The sequence below is a fragment of the Pantoea sp. E956-1 genome (assembly GCF_982223955.1).
Window position 1 is genome coordinate 1 of record NZ_CEUYZP010000002.1, and the last position, 18,337, is coordinate 18,337.

General features: G+C 53.0%; 23 protein-coding genes. All 23 read left to right on the forward strand.

Features of this window, described 5'->3' with window-relative positions:
• Positions 1-200 precede the first annotated feature (200 nt).
• The 23 genes from AC0T7J_RS07400 to AC0T7J_RS07510 all read left to right on the forward strand — a co-directional run bounded on the left by AC0T7J_RS07400 (position 201) and on the right by AC0T7J_RS07510 (position 18,331).
• Positions 201-533, forward strand: coding sequence for a head fiber protein (locus AC0T7J_RS07400; protein ID WP_473793212.1), 333 nt, complete (start codon positions 201-203; stop codon positions 531-533).
• A complete protein-coding gene (locus AC0T7J_RS07405) occupies positions 533-1,084 on the forward strand; it encodes a terminase small subunit (protein ID WP_473793214.1) in 552 nt (183 codons plus the stop codon). The genes AC0T7J_RS07400 and AC0T7J_RS07405 overlap by 1 nt, the downstream gene beginning before the upstream one ends.
• A 1-nt stretch (position 1,085) precedes the next feature.
• Positions 1,086-2,762, forward strand: a complete 1,677-nt coding sequence (gene terL, locus AC0T7J_RS07410) for a phage terminase large subunit (RefSeq protein WP_473793216.1) — start codon at positions 1,086-1,088, stop codon at positions 2,760-2,762.
• Positions 2,762-4,288: a DUF1073 domain-containing protein gene (locus AC0T7J_RS07415; RefSeq protein WP_473793218.1), complete on the forward strand. Its 1,527-nt coding sequence runs from the start codon at positions 2,762-2,764 to the stop codon at positions 4,286-4,288. Before terL ends, AC0T7J_RS07415 begins: the two co-directional genes overlap by 1 nt.
• Before the next feature lie 52 nt (positions 4,289-4,340).
• On the forward strand, positions 4,341-5,030 hold the full coding sequence (locus AC0T7J_RS07420; RefSeq protein ID WP_473793963.1) for a phage head morphogenesis protein: 690 nt from the start codon (positions 4,341-4,343) through the stop codon (positions 5,028-5,030).
• Between the two features lie 205 nt (positions 5,031-5,235).
• A complete protein-coding gene (locus AC0T7J_RS07425) occupies positions 5,236-6,552 on the forward strand; it encodes a DUF2213 domain-containing protein (protein ID WP_473793219.1) in 1,317 nt (438 codons plus the stop codon).
• 1 nt (position 6,553) lies between these two features.
• Positions 6,554-7,036 carry a structural cement protein Gp24 gene (locus tag AC0T7J_RS07430; protein WP_307618064.1) on the forward strand — a complete coding sequence of 161 codons (483 nt, stop codon included), beginning with the start codon at positions 6,554-6,556 and terminating at the stop codon, positions 7,034-7,036.
• On the forward strand, positions 7,036-8,079 hold the full coding sequence (locus AC0T7J_RS07435) for a DUF2184 domain-containing protein (RefSeq protein WP_473793221.1): 1,044 nt from the start codon (positions 7,036-7,038) through the stop codon (positions 8,077-8,079). Before AC0T7J_RS07430 ends, AC0T7J_RS07435 begins: the two co-directional genes overlap by 1 nt.
• Positions 8,080-8,083: 4 nt before the next feature.
• Positions 8,084-8,428: a hypothetical protein gene (locus AC0T7J_RS07440; protein WP_473793222.1), complete on the forward strand. Its 345-nt coding sequence runs from the start codon at positions 8,084-8,086 to the stop codon at positions 8,426-8,428.
• Positions 8,429-8,430: 2 nt separating this feature from the next.
• On the forward strand, positions 8,431-8,874 hold the full coding sequence (locus tag AC0T7J_RS07445) for a DUF4054 domain-containing protein (RefSeq protein ID WP_473793224.1): 444 nt from the start codon (positions 8,431-8,433) through the stop codon (positions 8,872-8,874).
• A 2-nt stretch (positions 8,875-8,876) separates the two neighbouring features.
• Positions 8,877-9,377, forward strand: coding sequence for a hypothetical protein (locus tag AC0T7J_RS07450; RefSeq protein ID WP_473793226.1), 501 nt, complete (start codon positions 8,877-8,879; stop codon positions 9,375-9,377).
• A gap of 2 nt (positions 9,378-9,379) precedes the next feature.
• Complete coding sequence (locus AC0T7J_RS07455) at positions 9,380-9,751, forward strand: hypothetical protein (RefSeq protein ID WP_425016343.1); 372 nt, start codon at positions 9,380-9,382, stop codon at positions 9,749-9,751.
• Positions 9,748-10,287 carry a phage neck terminator protein gene (locus AC0T7J_RS07460; RefSeq protein WP_473793228.1) on the forward strand — a complete coding sequence of 180 codons (540 nt, stop codon included), beginning with the start codon at positions 9,748-9,750 and terminating at the stop codon, positions 10,285-10,287. Before AC0T7J_RS07455 ends, AC0T7J_RS07460 begins: the two co-directional genes overlap by 4 nt.
• Positions 10,288-11,766: a DUF3383 domain-containing protein gene (locus AC0T7J_RS07465; protein ID WP_473793230.1), complete on the forward strand. Its 1,479-nt coding sequence runs from the start codon at positions 10,288-10,290 to the stop codon at positions 11,764-11,766.
• A gap of 11 nt (positions 11,767-11,777) precedes the next feature.
• A complete protein-coding gene (locus AC0T7J_RS07470) occupies positions 11,778-12,218 on the forward strand; it encodes a phage tail fiber protein (protein ID WP_313677143.1) in 441 nt (146 codons plus the stop codon).
• A gap of 8 nt (positions 12,219-12,226) precedes the next feature.
• Complete coding sequence (locus AC0T7J_RS07475) at positions 12,227-12,628, forward strand: hypothetical protein (RefSeq protein WP_473793231.1); 402 nt, start codon at positions 12,227-12,229, stop codon at positions 12,626-12,628.
• A 211-nt stretch (positions 12,629-12,839) separates the two neighbouring features.
• Complete coding sequence (locus tag AC0T7J_RS07480; protein ID WP_473793233.1) at positions 12,840-14,813, forward strand: hypothetical protein; 1,974 nt, start codon at positions 12,840-12,842, stop codon at positions 14,811-14,813.
• 2 nt (positions 14,814-14,815) lie between these two features.
• A complete protein-coding gene (locus AC0T7J_RS07485) occupies positions 14,816-15,622 on the forward strand; it encodes a hypothetical protein (RefSeq protein WP_473793234.1) in 807 nt (268 codons plus the stop codon).
• Positions 15,622-15,933 carry a phage baseplate plug family protein gene (locus AC0T7J_RS07490; RefSeq protein WP_473793235.1) on the forward strand — a complete coding sequence of 104 codons (312 nt, stop codon included), beginning with the start codon at positions 15,622-15,624 and terminating at the stop codon, positions 15,931-15,933. Before AC0T7J_RS07485 ends, AC0T7J_RS07490 begins: the two co-directional genes overlap by 1 nt.
• Positions 15,930-16,787 carry a hypothetical protein gene (locus AC0T7J_RS07495; RefSeq protein WP_473793237.1) on the forward strand — a complete coding sequence of 286 codons (858 nt, stop codon included), beginning with the start codon at positions 15,930-15,932 and terminating at the stop codon, positions 16,785-16,787. Before AC0T7J_RS07490 ends, AC0T7J_RS07495 begins: the two co-directional genes overlap by 4 nt.
• 74 nt (positions 16,788-16,861) lie before the next feature.
• Entirely contained in the window at positions 16,862-17,500 is a 639-nt protein-coding gene (locus tag AC0T7J_RS07500; RefSeq protein ID WP_473793239.1) for an oxidoreductase, read from the forward strand.
• Between the two features lie 57 nt (positions 17,501-17,557).
• The gene (locus AC0T7J_RS07505; protein WP_473793241.1) at positions 17,558-17,935 is read left to right on the forward strand and encodes a hypothetical protein; all 378 of its coding nucleotides are present in this window, start codon (positions 17,558-17,560) and stop codon (positions 17,933-17,935) included.
• Positions 17,936-17,971: 36 nt separating this feature from the next.
• Positions 17,972-18,331 carry a contractile injection system sheath initiator gene (locus AC0T7J_RS07510; RefSeq protein WP_473793243.1) on the forward strand — a complete coding sequence of 120 codons (360 nt, stop codon included), beginning with the start codon at positions 17,972-17,974 and terminating at the stop codon, positions 18,329-18,331.
• The last annotated feature ends 6 nt before the right edge of the window (positions 18,332-18,337 follow it).

The following is an 18,337-nucleotide window of genomic DNA, read 5'->3' on the forward strand; positions in this document are numbered from 1 at the left end:
CAGTCGATTCGCTCTGCACTCAGGATTCTGTTATCCGCACCCACGGTAAAGACGCCGACCTGATGGACATCCGAACCGTCAGGGCGATTAACGATCACAACGACCTGTGGGTGAAGTTGTGCGGAGATAAGCACTAAGGCATTACAGAAGCCATTCACTGAGTGGCTTTGATAATGCTTTCCAAACATGAGGAACCGAATATGACCACGAAATGCATGTCAGTAGGTGGCTATCCCGTCACAGTCGCAACACCTGATGATATCAGCGGCGGTGGAAGCAGCAACGTGACTTCCTCGCAAATCACTGACGCCACCACTGTTGGTAAGGCAGTTCTAACTGCTACAGATGCTGCTGCTGCCCGAACCGCTATTGGCGCAGGCGCTCCATACACCCTCCCGGCTGCAACAACATCAGTAAATGGCGGCGTAAAGAAAATGGCCGCGCAAGCAGATTCAGCAGCGACTGATGTTGCAGGTCTGGTGACTGACTTCAACGCGCTACTGGCAAAGTTTAAAACTGCAGGAATGATGTAATGGCAAAGCTCACCGACAAACAAGAGCTGTTTGCCCGTGAGTTCATAAAAGATCTCAACGCCTCTCAGGCGGCCATCAGGGCGGGCTATAGCGAGAAGTCATCTCGCAACCAAGCTGCGCGCATGATGGCAAATGATGACATTTTAGCCCGCATTGCAGAGCTCAAAGCAGAGCGCAATGAAGAGGTTGGTATTGATGCCGCTTACGTTCTCCGTCGCCTGGTGGAGATTGACCAGATGGACGTGCTCGACATTCTGCTATCCAATGGGGAGCTCAAGCCAATTAAAGACTGGCCGAAGACATGGCGCACAACCCTGTCGGGAATGGATGTCACGGAAATGGCTGGCGATGACCCCGGCTTCCTGAAAAAGATTAAGTGGCCGGACAAGGTTAAAAACCTCGAATTGCTTGGTAAGCACGTAACAGTGCAAGCGTTCAAAGAGAACGTGAAAACGGAGCAGTCAGGAACGGTGCAGGTGGTGAACTACACCCCGGCAGATTACGCAGCAGCACAATCGCAGCTGGAGGAGAAACTAGACGGGCTGGACTGATATGGCGAAAGTTATCGAATGGGATGATATGTCATTCCCCGAGCGTGTCGCTATCAAGATCAAATCGACTAAATCGTTTCTCAACTTTACCCGGCTGTGGTTCGAAATGGTGCAGGGTGACCGACTGCTGGTTAACTGGCATCACCGCCTGATGGCTTCAAAGATTGATGACCTGATCGCCGGTCGATTACAGCCGCGCAACCTGATTATCAACATCCCACCAGGTGGCACAAAGACAGAGTTCTTCTCCATCCACTTTCCGGCCTACGTTAATGCACTGGTTCAGGAAGGCAGGCTCAAGCGATTTCGTAACCTGAACATCTCATTTGCTGACACGCTGGTTAAGCGTAACTCACGCCGCACCCGCGACATCATCGCCAGCAAAGAGTATCAGGAGCTGTGGCCGTGTGGATTCGGCGTCAATCAGGCTGAAGAGTGGGAAATCATCGATACCCGAGGACGCTCAACCGGCCAGACGGTATCTCGCTCCAGCAACGGACAGATTACCGGTGGTCGTGGTGGTTACTACGGCCCTGACTTCTCCGGCATGGTCATGCTCGACGACTATAACAAGCCGGTCGATATGCTCAGCGAGTCGCGCAGAAACAGCGCCAACACGCTTCTGGTTAACACCATACGCTCGCGCCGTGGTGATAAGTCGAAAGACCACCCCACGCCATTTGTGAGCATCCAGCAGCGCCTCCATACGGATGACGCGACAGGATTCATGCTTTCAGGAGGGATGGGTGTCAACTTCCATCACGTGGCCATCCCGGCAATGATTGATGAGAAGTACATTCAGTCGCTTGCTGAGCCGTGGCGATCCCTGTGCTGGGAGACGGTTAAAGACACCGACTCTGTTGAGGTGTCAGGCACCAGATACTGGTCGTATTGGCCTCAGATGGAAGATGTGAACGACCTCCTGCAGCTATGGGAGAAAGACCGTTACACCTTCCTGTCTCAGTATCAGCAGAACCCTATGGCGCTTACTGGCGGCATTATTGATACCGACTGGTTCAACACCTACACCACGCTACCAAAACTTCAGTACCGCGCCGTGTACGTCGATACCAATAGCGGCAAGGTTGAGGACTGGCTTGATTACACCGTGTTCACGCTGGTTGGCATGGGTGTTGATGGCAATCTCTACATCATCGACGTTGTACGTGGTCGCTGGGACCCTGAAGACCTGCTGAAAAAGGCAGAAGAGCTCTGGGTGAAATGGAGTGCTGCCGGATCATTGCGGACAATGCCGATGCGTTATGCGGCCATTGAAGAGAAGCAGGCCGGACAGGGGCTGATTACCACCCTGAAGAAGCGCAGTGCCACACCCGGTCAGCTGAGTATCCCGGTCAAAGAAATCCCTCGCGGTGCAGGCCAGAACAAGCTGGTCCGGTGCCTGAACGTTATCCCCCAGATTAAAACCGGCAAGGTCTATATCCCTGCCACGCACAACCATGATGGTGCGGCGATCATGCACGTCTATTACGAAGACGGCACGGTGGCTGGAACAACGTCATGGGTGCTGACGGCTATGACCGAATGCGCGGCGTTCTCTGCTGATGACAGCCATGACAATGACGACATTCTCGATACATGGATGGATGCCATTGACGACAACCTGATTTCAGGTCGCGCACCTATGGCTATCGACCCAAATCAACTCAGGAGAATTTGATGTGGTGGTTTAAGAAAAAAGAAATCGCCGCGCCTGAGCCGGTGAAAGAGCCTGAAAAGGTTCAGATGAAGATTAACCCCGAAGCGGTCGCCTCAGTACAGCCTAAGCCTCAGCGTGAATTCCAGCGATACGAGCCACCGAAAGGCGTTATCCCTGCATCGGTTGAGAGAGCCATCCTTGCGATGGACTCCACCGATTACGGCGCGCTGAATGATGCGTATGGCATGGGCTATGGCACGCTGGATTCATTCCCCGGTTACCCCTATCTGGCGGCAATGGCGCAGAAGCCTGAATACCGCAAGATGGTCGGCACCATCGCTGAGGAGATGACGCGTAAGTGGATAAAGCTACGCACGGTTGGTGATGACGACAAGTCAGAGCGCGTGAAGGCCATCACTGATGCACTGGAGCGATTCCATGTGCGTGAGAAGTTCAGAGAAGCGGCTGAGCACGATGGTTACTTTGGCGGCGGCCAGATTTATATCGACGTCCTGTCACCAAAAAACGTATCGGCCTGGACGGATGAGAATGAACTCAGGCAGAAACTTTTCATCTCTGACAAGAAAATCCCGAAAGGCAGCCTCAAAGGTTTGCAGGTGATTGAGCCTGTCTGGACTTACCCCGGCGTATATAACGCGCAGAACCCGCTCAACCCTGACTTCTACAAGCCGACCGAATGGTTTGTGATGGGCAAGACAGTGCACGCCAGCCGCATGATCGACTTCGTATCGCGTCAGGTGCCAGACCTGCTGAAAGCCAGCTACAACTTCCGCGGGCTATCACTGGTGCAAATGGCAGAGCCATACGTGAACAACTGGCTGCGCACGCGTGATAGCGTTAGTGACATGATCCACTCGTTCAGTATCCCGGTCATCGGTACGAACATGAGCACGGTACTGCAGGGTGGTGGCGCTGATTCGGTGCTGGCCCGCCTCGACCTGTTTAACCGCTGCCGTGATAACCGCGGTGCTTTTGCGAAAGACAACGACACAACGAGCCCTGAGACGGTTGAATTCGTCAATGCTCCCCTGTCTGGCCTCGACACATTGCAGGCTCAGTCTCAGGAGCACATGGCGGCAGTGTCCGGCATCCCGCTGGTTAAGTTGTTGGGTATTACACCGAATGGCCTGAATGCTTCATCAGACGGCGAGATTCGCGTTTTCTACGACTACATCCACTCACTACAGCAGGCAATGTTCAAGGAGCCTCTGAAGCGCGTGCTGGACGTTATTCAGCTATCAGAGTTTGGCGACATCGACCCGGAGATTTATTTCGAGTTTGAGCCGCTCTACGAGATGAGCGCGAAAGAGCGTGCAGATATCCGCCTGGTGGATGCGCAGACTGATGCGGTTTACGTCACTCAGGTGCAGGCGCTCTCAGCCAATGAAGTGCGCGAGAAGATTGCTGATGACCCTGACAGCCCATATCACTCACTGGACTTAAGCGATGACCTCGAAATCGAAGAAGAAGACCTCGATGACGACGAGGAAGGTAACGGAAAAGACGATCCGCCCGACAAGGCCTAACGCCGGTGTCGAAGCCTGGTATCGAAAGAAGCTTGATTCACTCGTTACCGAAATGAACGACTCGGTAGTGTACTGGCTGAAAGCGAATTACCAGGCATCCGGCGCCATGGCAATGGACGCATCGCCCGCAGTATTCATGCGTGACGCGATGAAGAAGTTAGCCAGGCAGTGGCAGAAGCGTTTCGATGATGTGGCCGCAAAGCTGGCTGACCGGTTCGCAGGCCAGGCACAGAAGAACTCTGACGTGTCGCTCTATAACGCACTGGAGACGGCGGGCTTCACAGTCCCATTCAAGATGACGCCAACGATGAATAACGCATTGCAGGCGACCATCACGGAAAACGTGAACCTGATTACCAGCATCCCTGAGCAATACCTTACGCAGGTTCAGACGCTGGTAATGCAGTCGGTCAGTCGTGGGCGTGACCTTTCGACGCTGACTGATGAGCTGCAAAAGCGATATGGCATCACCCGCCGCCGCGCAGCACTCATCGCGCGTGATCAGAACAACAAAGCCACCGCAGTTATGCAGACGGCAAGACAACAGTCTCTCGGCATCAAGGAGGGAATCTGGCGACACTCTCACGCAGGTAAAGATCCGCGGCAATCACATGTGAAGGCTGATGGAGAGAAGTTCGACCTGTCTAAAGGGCTTTACCTCGATGGTAAGTGGACTCTTCCGGGTGAAGAGATTAACTGTCGCTGCACCTGGTCCCCGGTCATTCCCGGATTGGAGTCATAAATGGTCAAATGCAATAAGCACGACATGTGGCTAAGGCCGCCAGTGGGATGCTGGAAGTGTTTTGAAGAAATGAAACCATCAAAAAACTTCACGCCAATGCCCGGACCAAAAATCCCACGGCTTCCTGGTTATGGTTATCAGCCTGATCCATCAATACACGAACCCGCCCCTCCACCTAAAAAGCCTTAATTAAGCGGAATCACACATGACTATCGAACGGTTAGCGTTTGACCGCGCATCCGTGCGCTCATTCGATGGTAACGGCAGGCTTCAGGTCACCAAGAGCAACATCAGCAAGGCGAACGTCTGCCCCTACTATGGGCGCGAGATTCCGAATGCTGAGGCGCTGGGTTTAGAGCCAGACAAAATTTACCGGCTCTGGCGTCATCCTGACGAACTGAAGAAAGCCGCACCAACATTCAACAATATTCCCATTCTCTGTATCCACACCCCCGATTTCCCTGGCGACCCGCCTCGCGAATACCGCGTAGGTACGACCCATTCAAATTGTGAGTTTGATGGGACCTACCTCTCGGTGGGTCTATCCATTTGGGATAACTCAGCAATTGCGGGAATTGAAACCGGAGAACAACGCGAATTGTCCGCCTCGTATCAGTACGTGGCAGACATGACCTCCGGCGTGACACCTGATGGCGAAGAACATGACGGCATCATGCGTGACATCGTCGCTAACCACGAAGCACTGGTCGAAACAGGCCGCGCTGGTCCCGATGTACTTGTCGGGGATTCACTCCCACTGGAGCTTAAATACATGAAGTTAGACCGCAAAGGCGTTGCCGCACGTGCCGCGCTGGGAGCGTTTCTGAAGCCGCGCCTGGCTCAGGATGCTGCACCCAAAGACCTCACCGCCATCCTGAATGCGAACAAATCACCAAAGACAATCGCACAGGCCATTATCGCCAAATACAAAACCAAGCTGGCTGCCGACATGGAGCTGGAGCCTGAAGAGCTGGTTGAAATCATCGAAGCGTCTGCTGAAGGCATCGAGCCGGAAGAAGAGCCGAAAGTGGCTGGCGATGACGACAACGAGTCGATCATCTCTCTGCTGCGTGAAGCTGGCGTATCTGAAGATATGATCGCCAAAATCGCCGCCGCTCTGTCACCTGCTGTCGCTGAAGATGAAGACAAAGACGACGACAAGAAAGACGACAAAGACAAGGTATCCAAAACCGCTATGGACTCCGCTATTCGGCTGGCTGCTGACAGCGCCACCAAGACTGCCGCTGAGAACTTCCGCCGTGTGCGTGAAGCAGAACAGGCTGTTCGCCCACTGATTGGTGATGTGGTTGCTATGGACTCCGCAGAGGACGTCTACCGCACCGCGCTTGAGCAGGCTGAAGTGGATATCACTGACGTACATCCATCGGCATTCCCTTCACTGGTGCGCATGGCCATCCAGCAGAAAGAAAATTCACGTCCTGTTATCGCTCAGGACTCCGCATCAATCAGTGAGTTTGAGAAAGATTTCCCGACCGCTGGCAAGCTGAAACGAGGTTTCTAACATGGCAGGTTTTCAGAGTGTAATTAACCAATATCCAGCACCGGGTGTTGAGGGTGGCTTTGCCAGCACCAACGAGCACGCTACCTATCTGGCAGGCGAAGCAGCGCTGGTTGCGGGCACCAATGGCCTGACAATCGGCCGCTTTGCGTGGGACGTTAACGGCGTCGCATCAAACGCTGGTACCGGTGCACCTGCTGGCTTTGTTCACCGTGACGGTCAGGCAGTCATCACCACCTGGCTGGGTACGGACTCAAACGTTATCCAGTCTGGCCGCGAAGTAACCCTGATGGTTGCTGGTGACTTCTGGGCGCGTACATCAACTGCCGCCACGCGTGGACAGAAAATCTTCGCATCACTGACCACTGGTCAGGTTCAGACTGGCGCAGCGGGCGCAACGATCGCCGGTTATGTCGAAACCCCATTCAAAGCCGGTAGCGTCGCAGCAGCAGGCGAACTGGTCAAAATCAGCACCTGGAGCAATTAATGAATAAGTTTCAACAGCACTACTCCGCGGCAAGCGGCAAGTACGGCATCGTGCTGCGAGGCGCAGAGCGAGCGCAGTACCTTAATCCTGAGTATGCAGAAAACTACGCGCTGGCGATGGATGCTCAGCCGACCATGGTTACCACCGGCAGTTCAGGCATCCCGGCTTACTTCACCAACTACGTTGACCCTGAGCTGATCCGCGTTCTGGTGACGCCAATGAAGGCTGCGCAGATTTATGGCGAAGTAAAAAAAGGCGACTGGACCACGCTAACAGCTCAGTTTCCTATTGTTGAGTCAACTGGCGAAGTCAGCTCATATGGCGACTACAACCATAACGGCATGGTCAGCGCTAACGTGAACTGGGTCTCTCGCCAGTCATATCACTACCAGACCCACACCCGCTGGGGTGAGCGCGAGTTGGACATGTACGGTGCAGCACGTATCGGTTATGCGGCTGAATTGAACGTAGCCTCTGCTCTGGTTTTGAACAAGTTCCAGAACAAGTCCTACTTCTACGGTATTGCTGGCCTGCAAAACTTTGGAGCATTAAACGATCCAGGCCTTCAACCTTCGGTTACGCCAGCACCGACTGGAGCAGGCGGCAGCGTTAAGTGGGATGACAAAGATGGTCAGTATGTATATGACGACATCGCGGGCCGTCTCTGGAAGCAGCTTGTCGCACAGACAAAAGGTCTCGTGGAGCGCACCGATCGCATCAAGTTAGGGATGTCTCCGACACTTGAGGTCAATCTGACGAAAACCAACATGTATAACGTCAATGTTACTGACCTGCTGAAGAAAAACTTCCCTAACCTGACTATCGAAACTGCAGTTGAATACTCAACTGATGCAGGTGAAATGGTCCAGATGATTGCCGAGCGCCTTGGCGAGCAGGATACGACTTATGCTGCCTTCACCGAGAAAATGCGTGCGCATGCAGTTGTCACTGAAGAATCGAGCTGGAAGCAGAAGAAATCAGGCGGCACCTGGGGAACAATCATTCGTCAACCGCTGGCAGTCGCCACCATGATCGGAGCTTAAGAAAATGGCTGAAGTAGTTACTGTGGGTTGCAAGTTGCCAAACGGCTTGCTGATTGATGTTGGCGGCAAGGTTGTTCACATTCTTGGCGCAAACTCATCCAATGTGATTGGGGGCTACGGCCTGACTGAGAATGTTGATAAAGAGTTCTTTGAAACATGGCTGAAAGAGCACGCAAGCCAGCCATATGTAAAAAATGAACTCGTATTTGCTCAGGCTAAAACCAACAGCGCCCAATCAAAGGCAAACGAAAATGCTGACATCAAAACTGGCCTTGAAGGTTTGCCGCAAGATAAGCCTGTTGACGGCGTAACCAAAGACGAAGAGGCCATGAAGGCTTCTAAGGGTTAATCATGGCAGTCGTTGTCTTTGATGTGAACGCGTTCAGGGCGCGTTATCCCGAGTTCAGCTCGGTGAGTGATGACCTGCTGAAGGCGTATTTCGTTGAGGCAACGGTCTACCTGAATAACACCGATACAAGCCCGGTAGATGATGTGAATCAGCGGGCTGTATTCCTGAATATGCTGGTTGCTCACCTTGCTGCGATGAATAGCGGCGTAGGCGGGCAGGCATCAAGCGGGTTAGTTGGGCGGGTAACGAGCGCGTCGGAAGGTTCGGTCTCTGTGTCGGTAGATGCCGGGCCGTCCAGCTCAGCATCATGGTGGTATCTGCAAACGCCATATGGTGCGGCGTACTGGCAGGCCACGCTGCCATTCCGGACGATTCGTTACCTGCCTGGTGGGTCACCGTCAATGTACCCCTATCACTACAACCGCAGAGGTTCATACCGGAGGTAGCGATGACGAGTTTTACTGGCGGCGCAGCAATGGAAAAGAAGCTTGCTGAAATAGCAAGAAAGGTCGGCAATGGAACGACCATCAAGGTTGGGTTTCTCGATGGAGCAACCTATCCAGATGGGACTACTGTTCCAATGGTGGCTGCAGCCAACGAGTTCGGCGACCCAGCGATGAATCGGCCACCCAGACCTTTCATCAGGAACATGATCGAGGAAAAATCTCCTGAATGGCCCGATGACATTAGTAAAATCCTTATCGCTAACGACTATGACGGCAGAGCAACCTTTTCCCTCATGGGGGAGAGGATTAAAGGACAGATGCAAGAATCGATCAGGAACTTCTCTGACCCTCCACTTGCCCCCAGCACTATTGCCAAAAAAGGGTTCGATAAACCTCTGATTGACACCTCTGTGATGATTAACGCCGTTGATTATCAGATTGAAGAGCACGCGGCGGGCGCTCCGTCATTCTGGCAACGCGTAGTTAATTTCTTTAAGGGGTGAATATGAACCTGCATGGCATTGTGCGCCGGGCCATCACCGTTGTTAATCCGGACGTTCCAGGCGTGATGATGGTAAGCCTAGGCACATATACGACAGACGCGGCAGGCCATCGTGTGCCTGCTTATGCAGAACAGACCGTGACTGTGCAGCTTCAGCCACTGGCCTATACCGATCTGATGAAGCTCGACGGGCTAAACCTGCAGGGCATCAAAAAGAAGGCCTACGTTAACGGTAACTTTGAAGGCGTAAACCGACCTAAGCAAAAGGGAGGCGACAAGCTCATTGTTAACGGCGAGACCTGGCTGATTACGCAACCACTGGAAGAGTGGCCTGACTGGTGCTCCTTCGCTGTCACGCTGCAGGTATCCACATGAGCGCGACCATAAGCATTACACAGGATGATCTTACAGCCGCCTTGCGCGGTTTTTTATTATCCCTCATCGACGCTGAGGTGTTTCTGGCGCAGGAGAACCTGGTTCCTATGCCGAATCAGGACTTCGTCACCATGACACCAATGTTTATCACCGGACTGTCAACAAACCGCTTCGGATACAACGACCCGGGAGTCGGGCAGGGTAGTGAGCTAACTCAGCGCAGCAACCAGTGGCGATGTCAGTTGGATTTCTACGGCAACTCAGCGCAGGAGATGGCTGCCATAGTCGGCACCATGATCCGTTCTGAATACTCAGCTAACTGGTTTCGCCAAAACAACATGCCGGTCACCCCGCTTTACGCTGGAGAGCCGCACCAGACAACGATGATCAACGCCGAACAGCAGTATGAAAGCCGCTGGACGCTCGACTTCATCGCGCAATTTAATGCCGTGATAGCCACCCCCCTGGACTTCATGGACAGCATTCAAGTCGGCATTGTGGCCGCAGATTTAAAATTCCCACCGGAGAATTTATAAATGGCAATTCCGTTAACTAAAGATGTCCAGATTAACCCTGGCGTGCTCGCTGCTGGCGGTAACGCGGTTGATCTGAATGGTCTTATCCTCACCCAAAGTACCTATGCGCCGGTGGGTAACGTCGCATCGTTTTCTACCAAAGAGGATGTAGCCAAATACTTTGGCAGCGCCTCAGATGAGTACGCAATGGCTGCTATTTACTTCAGCGGCTATGACAACTCGACGAAGAACCCGGGCAAGCTCCTGTTTGCTCAATACAACGATGCGCCGGTAGCAGCATGGCTGCGCTCTGGTTCTATGGCTGCAGTTACTCTCGACCAGTTAAAGCTGCTGAGTGGCATCCTGACCATTACGGTAGACGGCACAACCGAGACATCGACCAATATCAACCTGAGCGGCGCAACCAGCTTTGCAGCGGCGGCTGACCTGATTGAGTCGGCAATCGGTGATTCAGTTGTAGTCACGTTCGATACCACGCAGAAAGCATTCGTCATCACCTCTGCAACGACCGGCGCGGGTAGCACCATCTCTTACGCATCCGGCGATGTAGCAACCGGTCTTAAGCTAACTGCGGCGACTGGTGCGGTCATCTCACAGGGTGCCGTAGCGCAGAACCCGACTGACTTCTTCATCTCAGTGCTGAACAGCAGCCAGGACTGGGCGACCTTCACCACTGCCTTTGAGTGTACTGATGATGAGCATCTGGCTCTGGCAGGCTGGGCTAGTGCGCAGAATTATCGCTTTGCCTACGTTGCTCACACCGATAAGGCGTCGGCGCTGGTCAGTGGCAGTACCGAAACGATCGCTCATCAGATTCTGGTCGTGAACAACTATGCCAACGTGCTACCTGTATACGGCGCTAACGTGCATGCAGCTTCAGCTCTGGGTTATGCAGCCGCTCTGGACTTTGATCGTCAGGAAGGGCGCGTACCGTTTAAGTTCCGGTCGGTCTCTGGCCTGGTGGCTAACGTTAACTCATCCAGCGATTACGATGCGCTGATTGCCAATGGCTACAACTTCTACGGCGCCTACACCGCTAACAACTATTCAACGCAGTACTGGGCTGACGGTTCAATCAGCGGTGACTTCAAGTGGTTTGACAGCTTCTGCTTCCAGCTCTGGCTGAATGCCAACCTGATGCAGGATGCGATCGTAACGCTCAAATCTAACCGCTCCATCCCGTACAACGCGCGTGGCAAGGCGATTATCGAAGCCGGGTTTGCTGACACCATCAATCAGGGCGTGACCTTTGGCGGCATCCGGACAGGCGTCAGCCTCTCTGCTGCACAACGCTCAGAAATCATTAATGCTGTCGGATCCGACATCTCTGCATCGCTTCTGGCGAAAGGCTGGTATCTGTACATCGCCAACCCAACATCAGCCCAGCGAGTTGACCGAACAAGCCCAAGCATGACGCTGTGGTATTGCGATGGCGGCTGTGTGCAGAAAATCACTCTCGCCTCAATTGAAGTCCAGTAAGGAGCGACTAAATGGCTAATACCATCACCAGTGCTGACGCTATTTTCGCTCTCACTGTTACCAACTTGTACCCATCAGCGCAGACGCTTGAAGGCTACGCTGCAGACGCGATGTTTGCGCTGGGCGATACCGAGATGGCAGTTGCTGTGCGTGGCGCTGACGGCAAGCTGTCAGGCGGCTTTGTGTTTGGCGAATACCTGCAAACAATCACCATCATGCCGGACAGCCCGAGCCGTGAGATGTTCGAGACATGGCAGTTAACCTCGGTTACGTCGAAGGCTATCTTCCGCTGCAACGCGACCATCATCCTGCCAGCCATCAGCCGTAAGTTCACACTGACCAATGGCATCCTCCAGCGCGTGAAGGCTATTCCTGACGCTAACCGCGTACTGCAGCAGATGACCTACCAGATCAATTGGGAATCAGTGACCGGCGAAAACTACACCGCATAAGGCATAACATGGCACGCAAAGAACTCTTCTACACAGAAACAGCCGGGCGCGATGCTGGCAAGGTTTTCTACATCCGCGAAATGTCAGCCGCTCAGGCTGAATGGTGGGCTATTCGCGCAGGCATGGCGATGGCTCGCAGCGGCGTCGATTTGCCGGATAACTTCGCGGATATGGGTATCGCTGCAATGGCTGGCACCGGACTAAAAATGGTCTCGCAGATTCCGCCGGCAGAAGCAAAACCACTGCTCGATGAGTTGATGGAGTGTGTTCAGTGCGTGCCTGACCCCTCTAACCAGAACATTAAGCGCCGCCTCATCGATGATGATATCGAAGAGATATCAACCCGCCTGAAACTGAGGGCGGAGGTGTTCAAACTGCACGTGGATTTTTTTCAGGCCGCCGCCCAATAGATATCCCACCAATGATGCATGAGCAGGTCCACGGGCTTGCTGAATACGTCAACGTCCCCAAGACCATAGCTACAGTCCTCTCTTCTGGTAAGTGCTCTCTCACTGAGTTGAGCACGACGCTTGGCGTTGAGGATTTATGGTGGTGGCTCGAAATCATTACGGTCGACAACTATAACCGGATGGTGGTCAATAAATCGCAGGAGTCTAACTGATGGCAACTATTATCGATGCGCTTGTTGTCACGCTGGGCCTCGACGCGAGCGGGTTTAATAAAGGCCAAAAGGAAGTAAAAGGCGGTCTCGACGACACCAGAAAGCAGTCGGAGCAGGTTGCTAAAGACATGGAGGCCGCAGGTAAAAGAGCGGCCTCTTTCTTTGGATCAATCCGGACTGAACTGCTGGCTCTGGTTGGCGTAACGCTGTCCGTTCAGGGTTTCAAAAACTTCATCACCGGCATGACCGATAACCTGCAGCAGCTTGCGGTTAACTCTCAGTCTCTGGATATGTCGGCCAAATCACTGGATGGCTGGCAGAGGGCGGCAGAGGCGGCCGGTTCGAGCGCTGAGAAGATTACCGGCACACTGACTGGTTTTCAGAACGTACTGACTCAAATCAGAACGGGTGGTGGTCAGGATAACCCTCTCTTCGCTGCTTTGTCGTCCTTTGCCGGCGCAACCGGTGCCAACTTCGATTACCAGAACGACAACTCCGAAGAGGTTATGCGCAAAATTGCGGATAACTGGGGAAAGCTCAGCAAAGATGCACAGCGCCGCTTTGGTGGAATGTTCAACTTTGATAATCAGACTCAGCAGGCGCTGACCAACGGCAACCTCGTTACCGATGCTGACCGTTTCGCGAAGATGTCCCGCGCCACCGAGGATGCGACTCGTAAAGCTCAGGAGTTTAACCGCCGATTGGCGGAGATGAAACAGAACTTCTCTGCAGCGTCTCAGGTGCTTTATGAGGCTCTGATTCCATACGTAGAAAAGCTGATCCCGCTGATTGAAAAGGTGGGAATCTGGATAACAGATCATGGCCCTGAGATTCAGAAGTTCTTTTCCGACACATCCAATGAAATCAACCAGGTTGTTGACGCTGTTGGCGGCTGGCAGAACGCCCTGGAGATTCTGGCTGCATTCGTAGCCGGTAGTTGGGCTTTGAAAATGCTGTCTGGCATCTCAAAGGTGCGGGGTGGATTTGGCCCACTGTTGGCGGCTATCGCAGCAGTAAGCGCATGGGACAAGCTGAAGTCAAACGAAGACGAGGCAAAAAAAGAAGGGAAGAGTACCGGCCAGTACCTTGTTGATAAGATGAACAACAATACTGGCAGTACAGATGGGATCATGGGCAAGGCTGACGCCTGGCTCAAAAAGTCATATGCATGGTGGGACTCTATCAGTAAAACCGGTGATGCGGATAACAAGTATGATGCCTACGGCACTAAGCCACGCGGCATCCGCAACAACAATCCCGGCAACCTGAACTTTGCTGGACAGGCGGGCGCAACAAAAGAGGGCGGAGAAAATGGCCGGTTTGCTGTTTTCGAAAGCATGGAAGCAGGCGTGGCGGCCTTATACAGACAGATTCAACTGTATTTTAGTCGTGGCATTAACACCATTGAGGATGTTGTTAAAAAGTATGCTCCTGCAGGTGATGGTAATAATGTTGAGTCCTACATCCGCCAACTGGTAAGCGCCACCGGCAAGCAGGCTGATGAGAAGCTGTCAGGTGAAGATGGTGAGACGGTATTCAAGCTGATCCGCGGCATCATCAACCATGAGAATGGGAAAGGCTATGTAAGCGACGAGCAGATAGCCAATGGTGCTGGAATTCCATTACCTGAAGCTAGGATGGCTGGCCTCGATAATCGCAGAGTTAATGAACAATCCGATCCAAAAATTCCATCTGCTTTAGATGCAATGCGAATGGTTGATGACTTGCTCAAGAGCAATAAATCTCATGGACAAACCATGCCTAACACTGCAGGAATCCAGACTGGCGCAGTCAGTTCTGCCAGCCTGCATGCGCCAGTAACTGTCCAGCAACCCAGCAACAAAACCGAGATTCACATTGGTGAAATGAGCGTGCAGAGCAATGCTACGTCTGTTAATGCACTCGGTCAGGATCTGCAGCGTAACGTCAGCCGCAACAGCCTGCTGGTTCCTTCTATGTCAGGGCAGGGCTGATTATGAACTTCTCTCTGAATGAAACCACGTTGCTCAATGCTGTGCAGGGTGGCGGCATCTTCTCAGTCATCAACAGCATTATCGGCCCCGGCTATGGCATCTACTTCAACAACGGTACGGGCAAGGCGCTGTCGCCTTCGTCCTTTCTCGGCGTGGAGTATGGTGCTGATGCTTCTGTTGTCTCCGCACCGATCGAGGCAGGGTCGTACAACTCCTATAACAAGGTGAAGCGGCCGCCGGTAATCAGGGTGCTGTTTGTGCTGGAGGGCTGGTCCGGGTTAACCGGGTCTCTGCCTAACCTCACAAACTTCAGCCTCACCAGCCGTGCCGATATGCTTGCAGCGCTGGATGCGATGGTTGAAGACACGATGACGTATGACATCGAAACGCCTGACACCACTTACGAGAAGTACGATTTGGTGCGCTACAACTACCGCACGTCTGACCGTGATGTCACCTTGCTGACTGTTGAGGCGATATTCCAGTCGGTTCTGGAGTCTGCAGAGGTCACACTGACCAGCACTACTGCGCAGAGCACTACAACCGCTAATGGAGCCAGCCTGGCACCCAGCGCGGTGACGGAAAAGGTGAACTCGTCTACCACAGAGGCAACACAGAGCGGCGTGTCGTCAGCGCTCACTGGCCTGAAAAACTCCGTTTCGAGCGCAGCAACCCAAGTGGCGGATAAAGTTTCATCCACCGTAAATAACCTCACTCAGACCACCACAGCATCGATTAACGGCGCGGCTACCTCATCTATCAATAAACTTTCATTATCGGTCACAGACCTAGTTAAGGCGCTTACCTGATGCAGACGATTACATTGCAGCCAATAAAGGCTCAGGAGCTTACCGTTAAGCTGGGTGAGCAGTCCGTCACTCTGCGCATTGCCCAGCGCTCAACCGGTCTATATGTAGATATTGGCCTAGGTGATGTATGGATTGCGCAGGGCGTGATTTGCCTGAATGGTAACCGGCTTGTGCGCTACCCCTATCTGGGCTTTCAGGGTGAGCTGTTCTTTGCTGACACAAAAGGCAGCGATGACCCGAACTATGAAGGCCTAGGTGAACGGTTCATTCTCTTTTATGCCACGCCTGACGAAATGAGCGCCGCAGCATGACCTATAAAAAACGCAGTCTCAAGTTTCAGTTCACGCTCAAAGATGGCGCATTCGATGAAAAGGGTAATGACATCCTGACCATCGATAACATAAAGGCGGAAGTCGAGATGGGCGCGTATGGCGGCGTGGCTGGTTCAGAAATGAATTCCCGGGTGTTCGGCTTGAGCATGGCTAACATGGCCCTGTTGAGTTACAAAGGCCGCCAGTTAAGCAGCATTAAGCAGAACATGATCAAAGTGTGGGCGGATGACACCCCGATATTTCTGGGCTCAATCACCAACTGCTTCGCGGACATGAATCAGATGCCTGATGCCCCGCTAATCATCAGCGCCTTTGCAACCGGATTTGAGCAGACCATCACTGCATCACCATTTTCGGCAGAAGGTGCGGTTGACGTGGCTACTGCAATCCAGTCGATCGCTAAAACAATCAGCTACACGGTGGTTAACAGCGGCGTAAAAGCGAAATTGTCCGGAGTATATTTCCGTGGCGACCCGATAAGTCAGATCCGGCAGATATGCAGCGCCGCAGGCATAAATTCAGATTTCAGGCTTGGTGTGATTTACATTTGGCCGCAGGGTGGCAGGGTAGATGATGTAAGACCTTACGTCTCCAAAGATAACGGGCTAATCGGCTATCCGGTCATGAGCGGCTACGGCATTAACTTCACCTCGACATTCAGCAACCTGTTCTGCCTTGGCAGGAAAGTCACGCTCGACACAGAACTTCCAAACGCCAGCGGCGAATATACCGTCATATCTGCCAACCATCATCTTTCAACCTGGATGGAAGGCGGCCCGTGGTGCACGGTAGTTTACGCCGCCAGTACTGACCTTGGAGTTATTACGCAATGACAGAAAAGAGAATGGCTGTCAGGCCGGAAGATATTAACCACGACTCCAACGCTCAGGCGTTTATGTTCCGCGCAATGCTCAATAAAAACTCCTTCATCCAGATAGTCCGGGTGGAAAAAGTCAAATTCATCTCCGATGAAGAGCCGCCGCTGGTAAACGTCACCCCGCTGGTATTGGGATTCACCGGCGAAGGAACGCCGATAGAAAACAGCCAGGTGTTTAACATTCCCGTCTGGCGACTTCAACGCGGCAGCAGCGCTTTGATTATGGATCCGGTCGTTGGTGATATTGGCCTTATGCTCTCATGTGACCGTGATACCAGCCGTGTGCGCGAGACAAAGAAAGAGGATATGCCAGGGTCATCACGCACGCACAATGAGGCTGACGGTGTCTATCTGGGCGGAATGCTGAACGCGTTGCCGGTACAGTATGTCCGTTTCGCTGATGACGGCATTGATATCGTTTCACCTCTGGTGGTGAGCATGACGGCCCCTACAGTCGAAATAAACGCCGCAACAAGCGTCACCCTTAACTCATCCAGCATAGTGCTGAATGGCCCCGTTAATCAGGGCTCAGGAAGCTATGCGGGTGACTTCAATTTCAAAGGAAATATCACCGCACAGGGTGAAGTTACCGGCAAGGGCATTAAGCTTTCTGACCATGTTCACACTGGTGTACAGACCGGCAGTGGAAATACTGGCAAGCCGCAATAAATTGCATTCAATTGCGGACATGTAGGGTTAGAATTCATACAGCCCCATGGAGGAACTATGAAATTAATCGCCCTTGTTCTGCTCGGTCTGTCAGGCGCTGTTAGCGCGCAGCAATTAGATACATCAGCTGTAATTACTGCATGCAGCGCTGTGCCACGCCTCTATTCTGTCGCATCACTTGCAGCCTTTGACAAAGACGACGGCCAGTGGCGGCAGTCAACCTATCAGGTAGCCAGTGAGCTTATGATCGGGAATGACGAAGCGGACGGAATTATAAGCTCTCTGCGCAGGAATAAAGATATTGCAGACAGATTCGCTCACTCAGGTGCCGGTCAGTCAGACCCTGAATTCATGCACGACTGTATGACGGAACCGTCAAAATACATACCAAGCTATCAGCGGCTACTTCGAGCCGGAAAGCTGACATCACAATGACCCGCTCCGGCGGGTTTTTTTACGCCCGGAGAAAGCATGATAACTAAATCCCTCCAGCTAAATACCGACGCTTGGGACCTGACACTTGATGGATCCGGCAACCTTGCGACAACCCCAAACCCCTATGCGGTTGCACAGGATGTAGCGTGCGCGTGTAAGACATTCCTCGGTGAGGCATGGTATGACACGTCACTCGGCATCCCTTATTACCAGCGCATTCTGGGCCACTGGCCCGGCACTCAGCTTATCAACACCAAGATGCAGTCAGAGGCGCTGAAGCTCGACTACGTTCAGACCGCAACCTGCACGACTGTAATCGGCAAACAGAACCGCATCGCATCCGGCGTCATGACAATTACCGACACCAACTACGACAAGAGCACCATCAATTTCTGAGGCCAA

Bases quoted from the DNA above. Each gene is read 5' to 3' on its own strand.
- AC0T7J_RS07400 (WP_473793212.1), top strand. From the start codon at position 201: ATGACCACGAAATGCATGTCAGTAGGTGGCTATCCCGTCACAGTCGCA.
- AC0T7J_RS07460 (WP_473793228.1), top strand. From the start codon at position 9,748: ATGAGCGCGACCATAAGCATTACACAGGATGATCTTACAGCCGCCTTG.
- AC0T7J_RS07425 (WP_473793219.1), top strand. From the start codon at position 5,236: ATGACTATCGAACGGTTAGCGTTTGACCGCGCATCCGTGCGCTCATTC.
- AC0T7J_RS07455 (WP_425016343.1), top strand. From the start codon at position 9,380: ATGAACCTGCATGGCATTGTGCGCCGGGCCATCACCGTTGTTAATCCG.
- AC0T7J_RS07440 (WP_473793222.1), top strand. From the start codon at position 8,084: ATGGCTGAAGTAGTTACTGTGGGTTGCAAGTTGCCAAACGGCTTGCTG.
- AC0T7J_RS07420 (WP_473793963.1), top strand. From the start codon at position 4,341: ATGAACGACTCGGTAGTGTACTGGCTGAAAGCGAATTACCAGGCATCC.
- AC0T7J_RS07490 (WP_473793235.1), top strand. From the start codon at position 15,622: ATGCAGACGATTACATTGCAGCCAATAAAGGCTCAGGAGCTTACCGTT.
- AC0T7J_RS07495 (WP_473793237.1), top strand. From the start codon at position 15,930: ATGACCTATAAAAAACGCAGTCTCAAGTTTCAGTTCACGCTCAAAGAT.
- AC0T7J_RS07470 (WP_313677143.1), top strand. From the start codon at position 11,778: ATGGCTAATACCATCACCAGTGCTGACGCTATTTTCGCTCTCACTGTT.
- AC0T7J_RS07485 (WP_473793234.1), top strand. From the start codon at position 14,816: ATGAACTTCTCTCTGAATGAAACCACGTTGCTCAATGCTGTGCAGGGT.
- AC0T7J_RS07475 (WP_473793231.1), top strand. From the start codon at position 12,227: ATGGCACGCAAAGAACTCTTCTACACAGAAACAGCCGGGCGCGATGCT.
- AC0T7J_RS07505 (WP_473793241.1), top strand. From the start codon at position 17,558: ATGAAATTAATCGCCCTTGTTCTGCTCGGTCTGTCAGGCGCTGTTAGC.
- AC0T7J_RS07450 (WP_473793226.1), top strand. From the start codon at position 8,877: ATGACGAGTTTTACTGGCGGCGCAGCAATGGAAAAGAAGCTTGCTGAA.
- AC0T7J_RS07510 (WP_473793243.1), top strand. From the start codon at position 17,972: ATGATAACTAAATCCCTCCAGCTAAATACCGACGCTTGGGACCTGACA.
- AC0T7J_RS07435 (WP_473793221.1), top strand. From the start codon at position 7,036: ATGAATAAGTTTCAACAGCACTACTCCGCGGCAAGCGGCAAGTACGGC.
- terL (WP_473793216.1), top strand. From the start codon at position 1,086: ATGGCGAAAGTTATCGAATGGGATGATATGTCATTCCCCGAGCGTGTC.
- AC0T7J_RS07465 (WP_473793230.1), top strand. From the start codon at position 10,288: ATGGCAATTCCGTTAACTAAAGATGTCCAGATTAACCCTGGCGTGCTC.
- AC0T7J_RS07415 (WP_473793218.1), top strand. From the start codon at position 2,762: ATGTGGTGGTTTAAGAAAAAAGAAATCGCCGCGCCTGAGCCGGTGAAA.
- AC0T7J_RS07500 (WP_473793239.1), top strand. From the start codon at position 16,862: ATGCTCAATAAAAACTCCTTCATCCAGATAGTCCGGGTGGAAAAAGTC.
- AC0T7J_RS07480 (WP_473793233.1), top strand. From the start codon at position 12,840: ATGGCAACTATTATCGATGCGCTTGTTGTCACGCTGGGCCTCGACGCG.
- AC0T7J_RS07430 (WP_307618064.1), top strand. From the start codon at position 6,554: ATGGCAGGTTTTCAGAGTGTAATTAACCAATATCCAGCACCGGGTGTT.
- AC0T7J_RS07405 (WP_473793214.1), top strand. From the start codon at position 533: ATGGCAAAGCTCACCGACAAACAAGAGCTGTTTGCCCGTGAGTTCATA.
- AC0T7J_RS07445 (WP_473793224.1), top strand. From the start codon at position 8,431: ATGGCAGTCGTTGTCTTTGATGTGAACGCGTTCAGGGCGCGTTATCCC.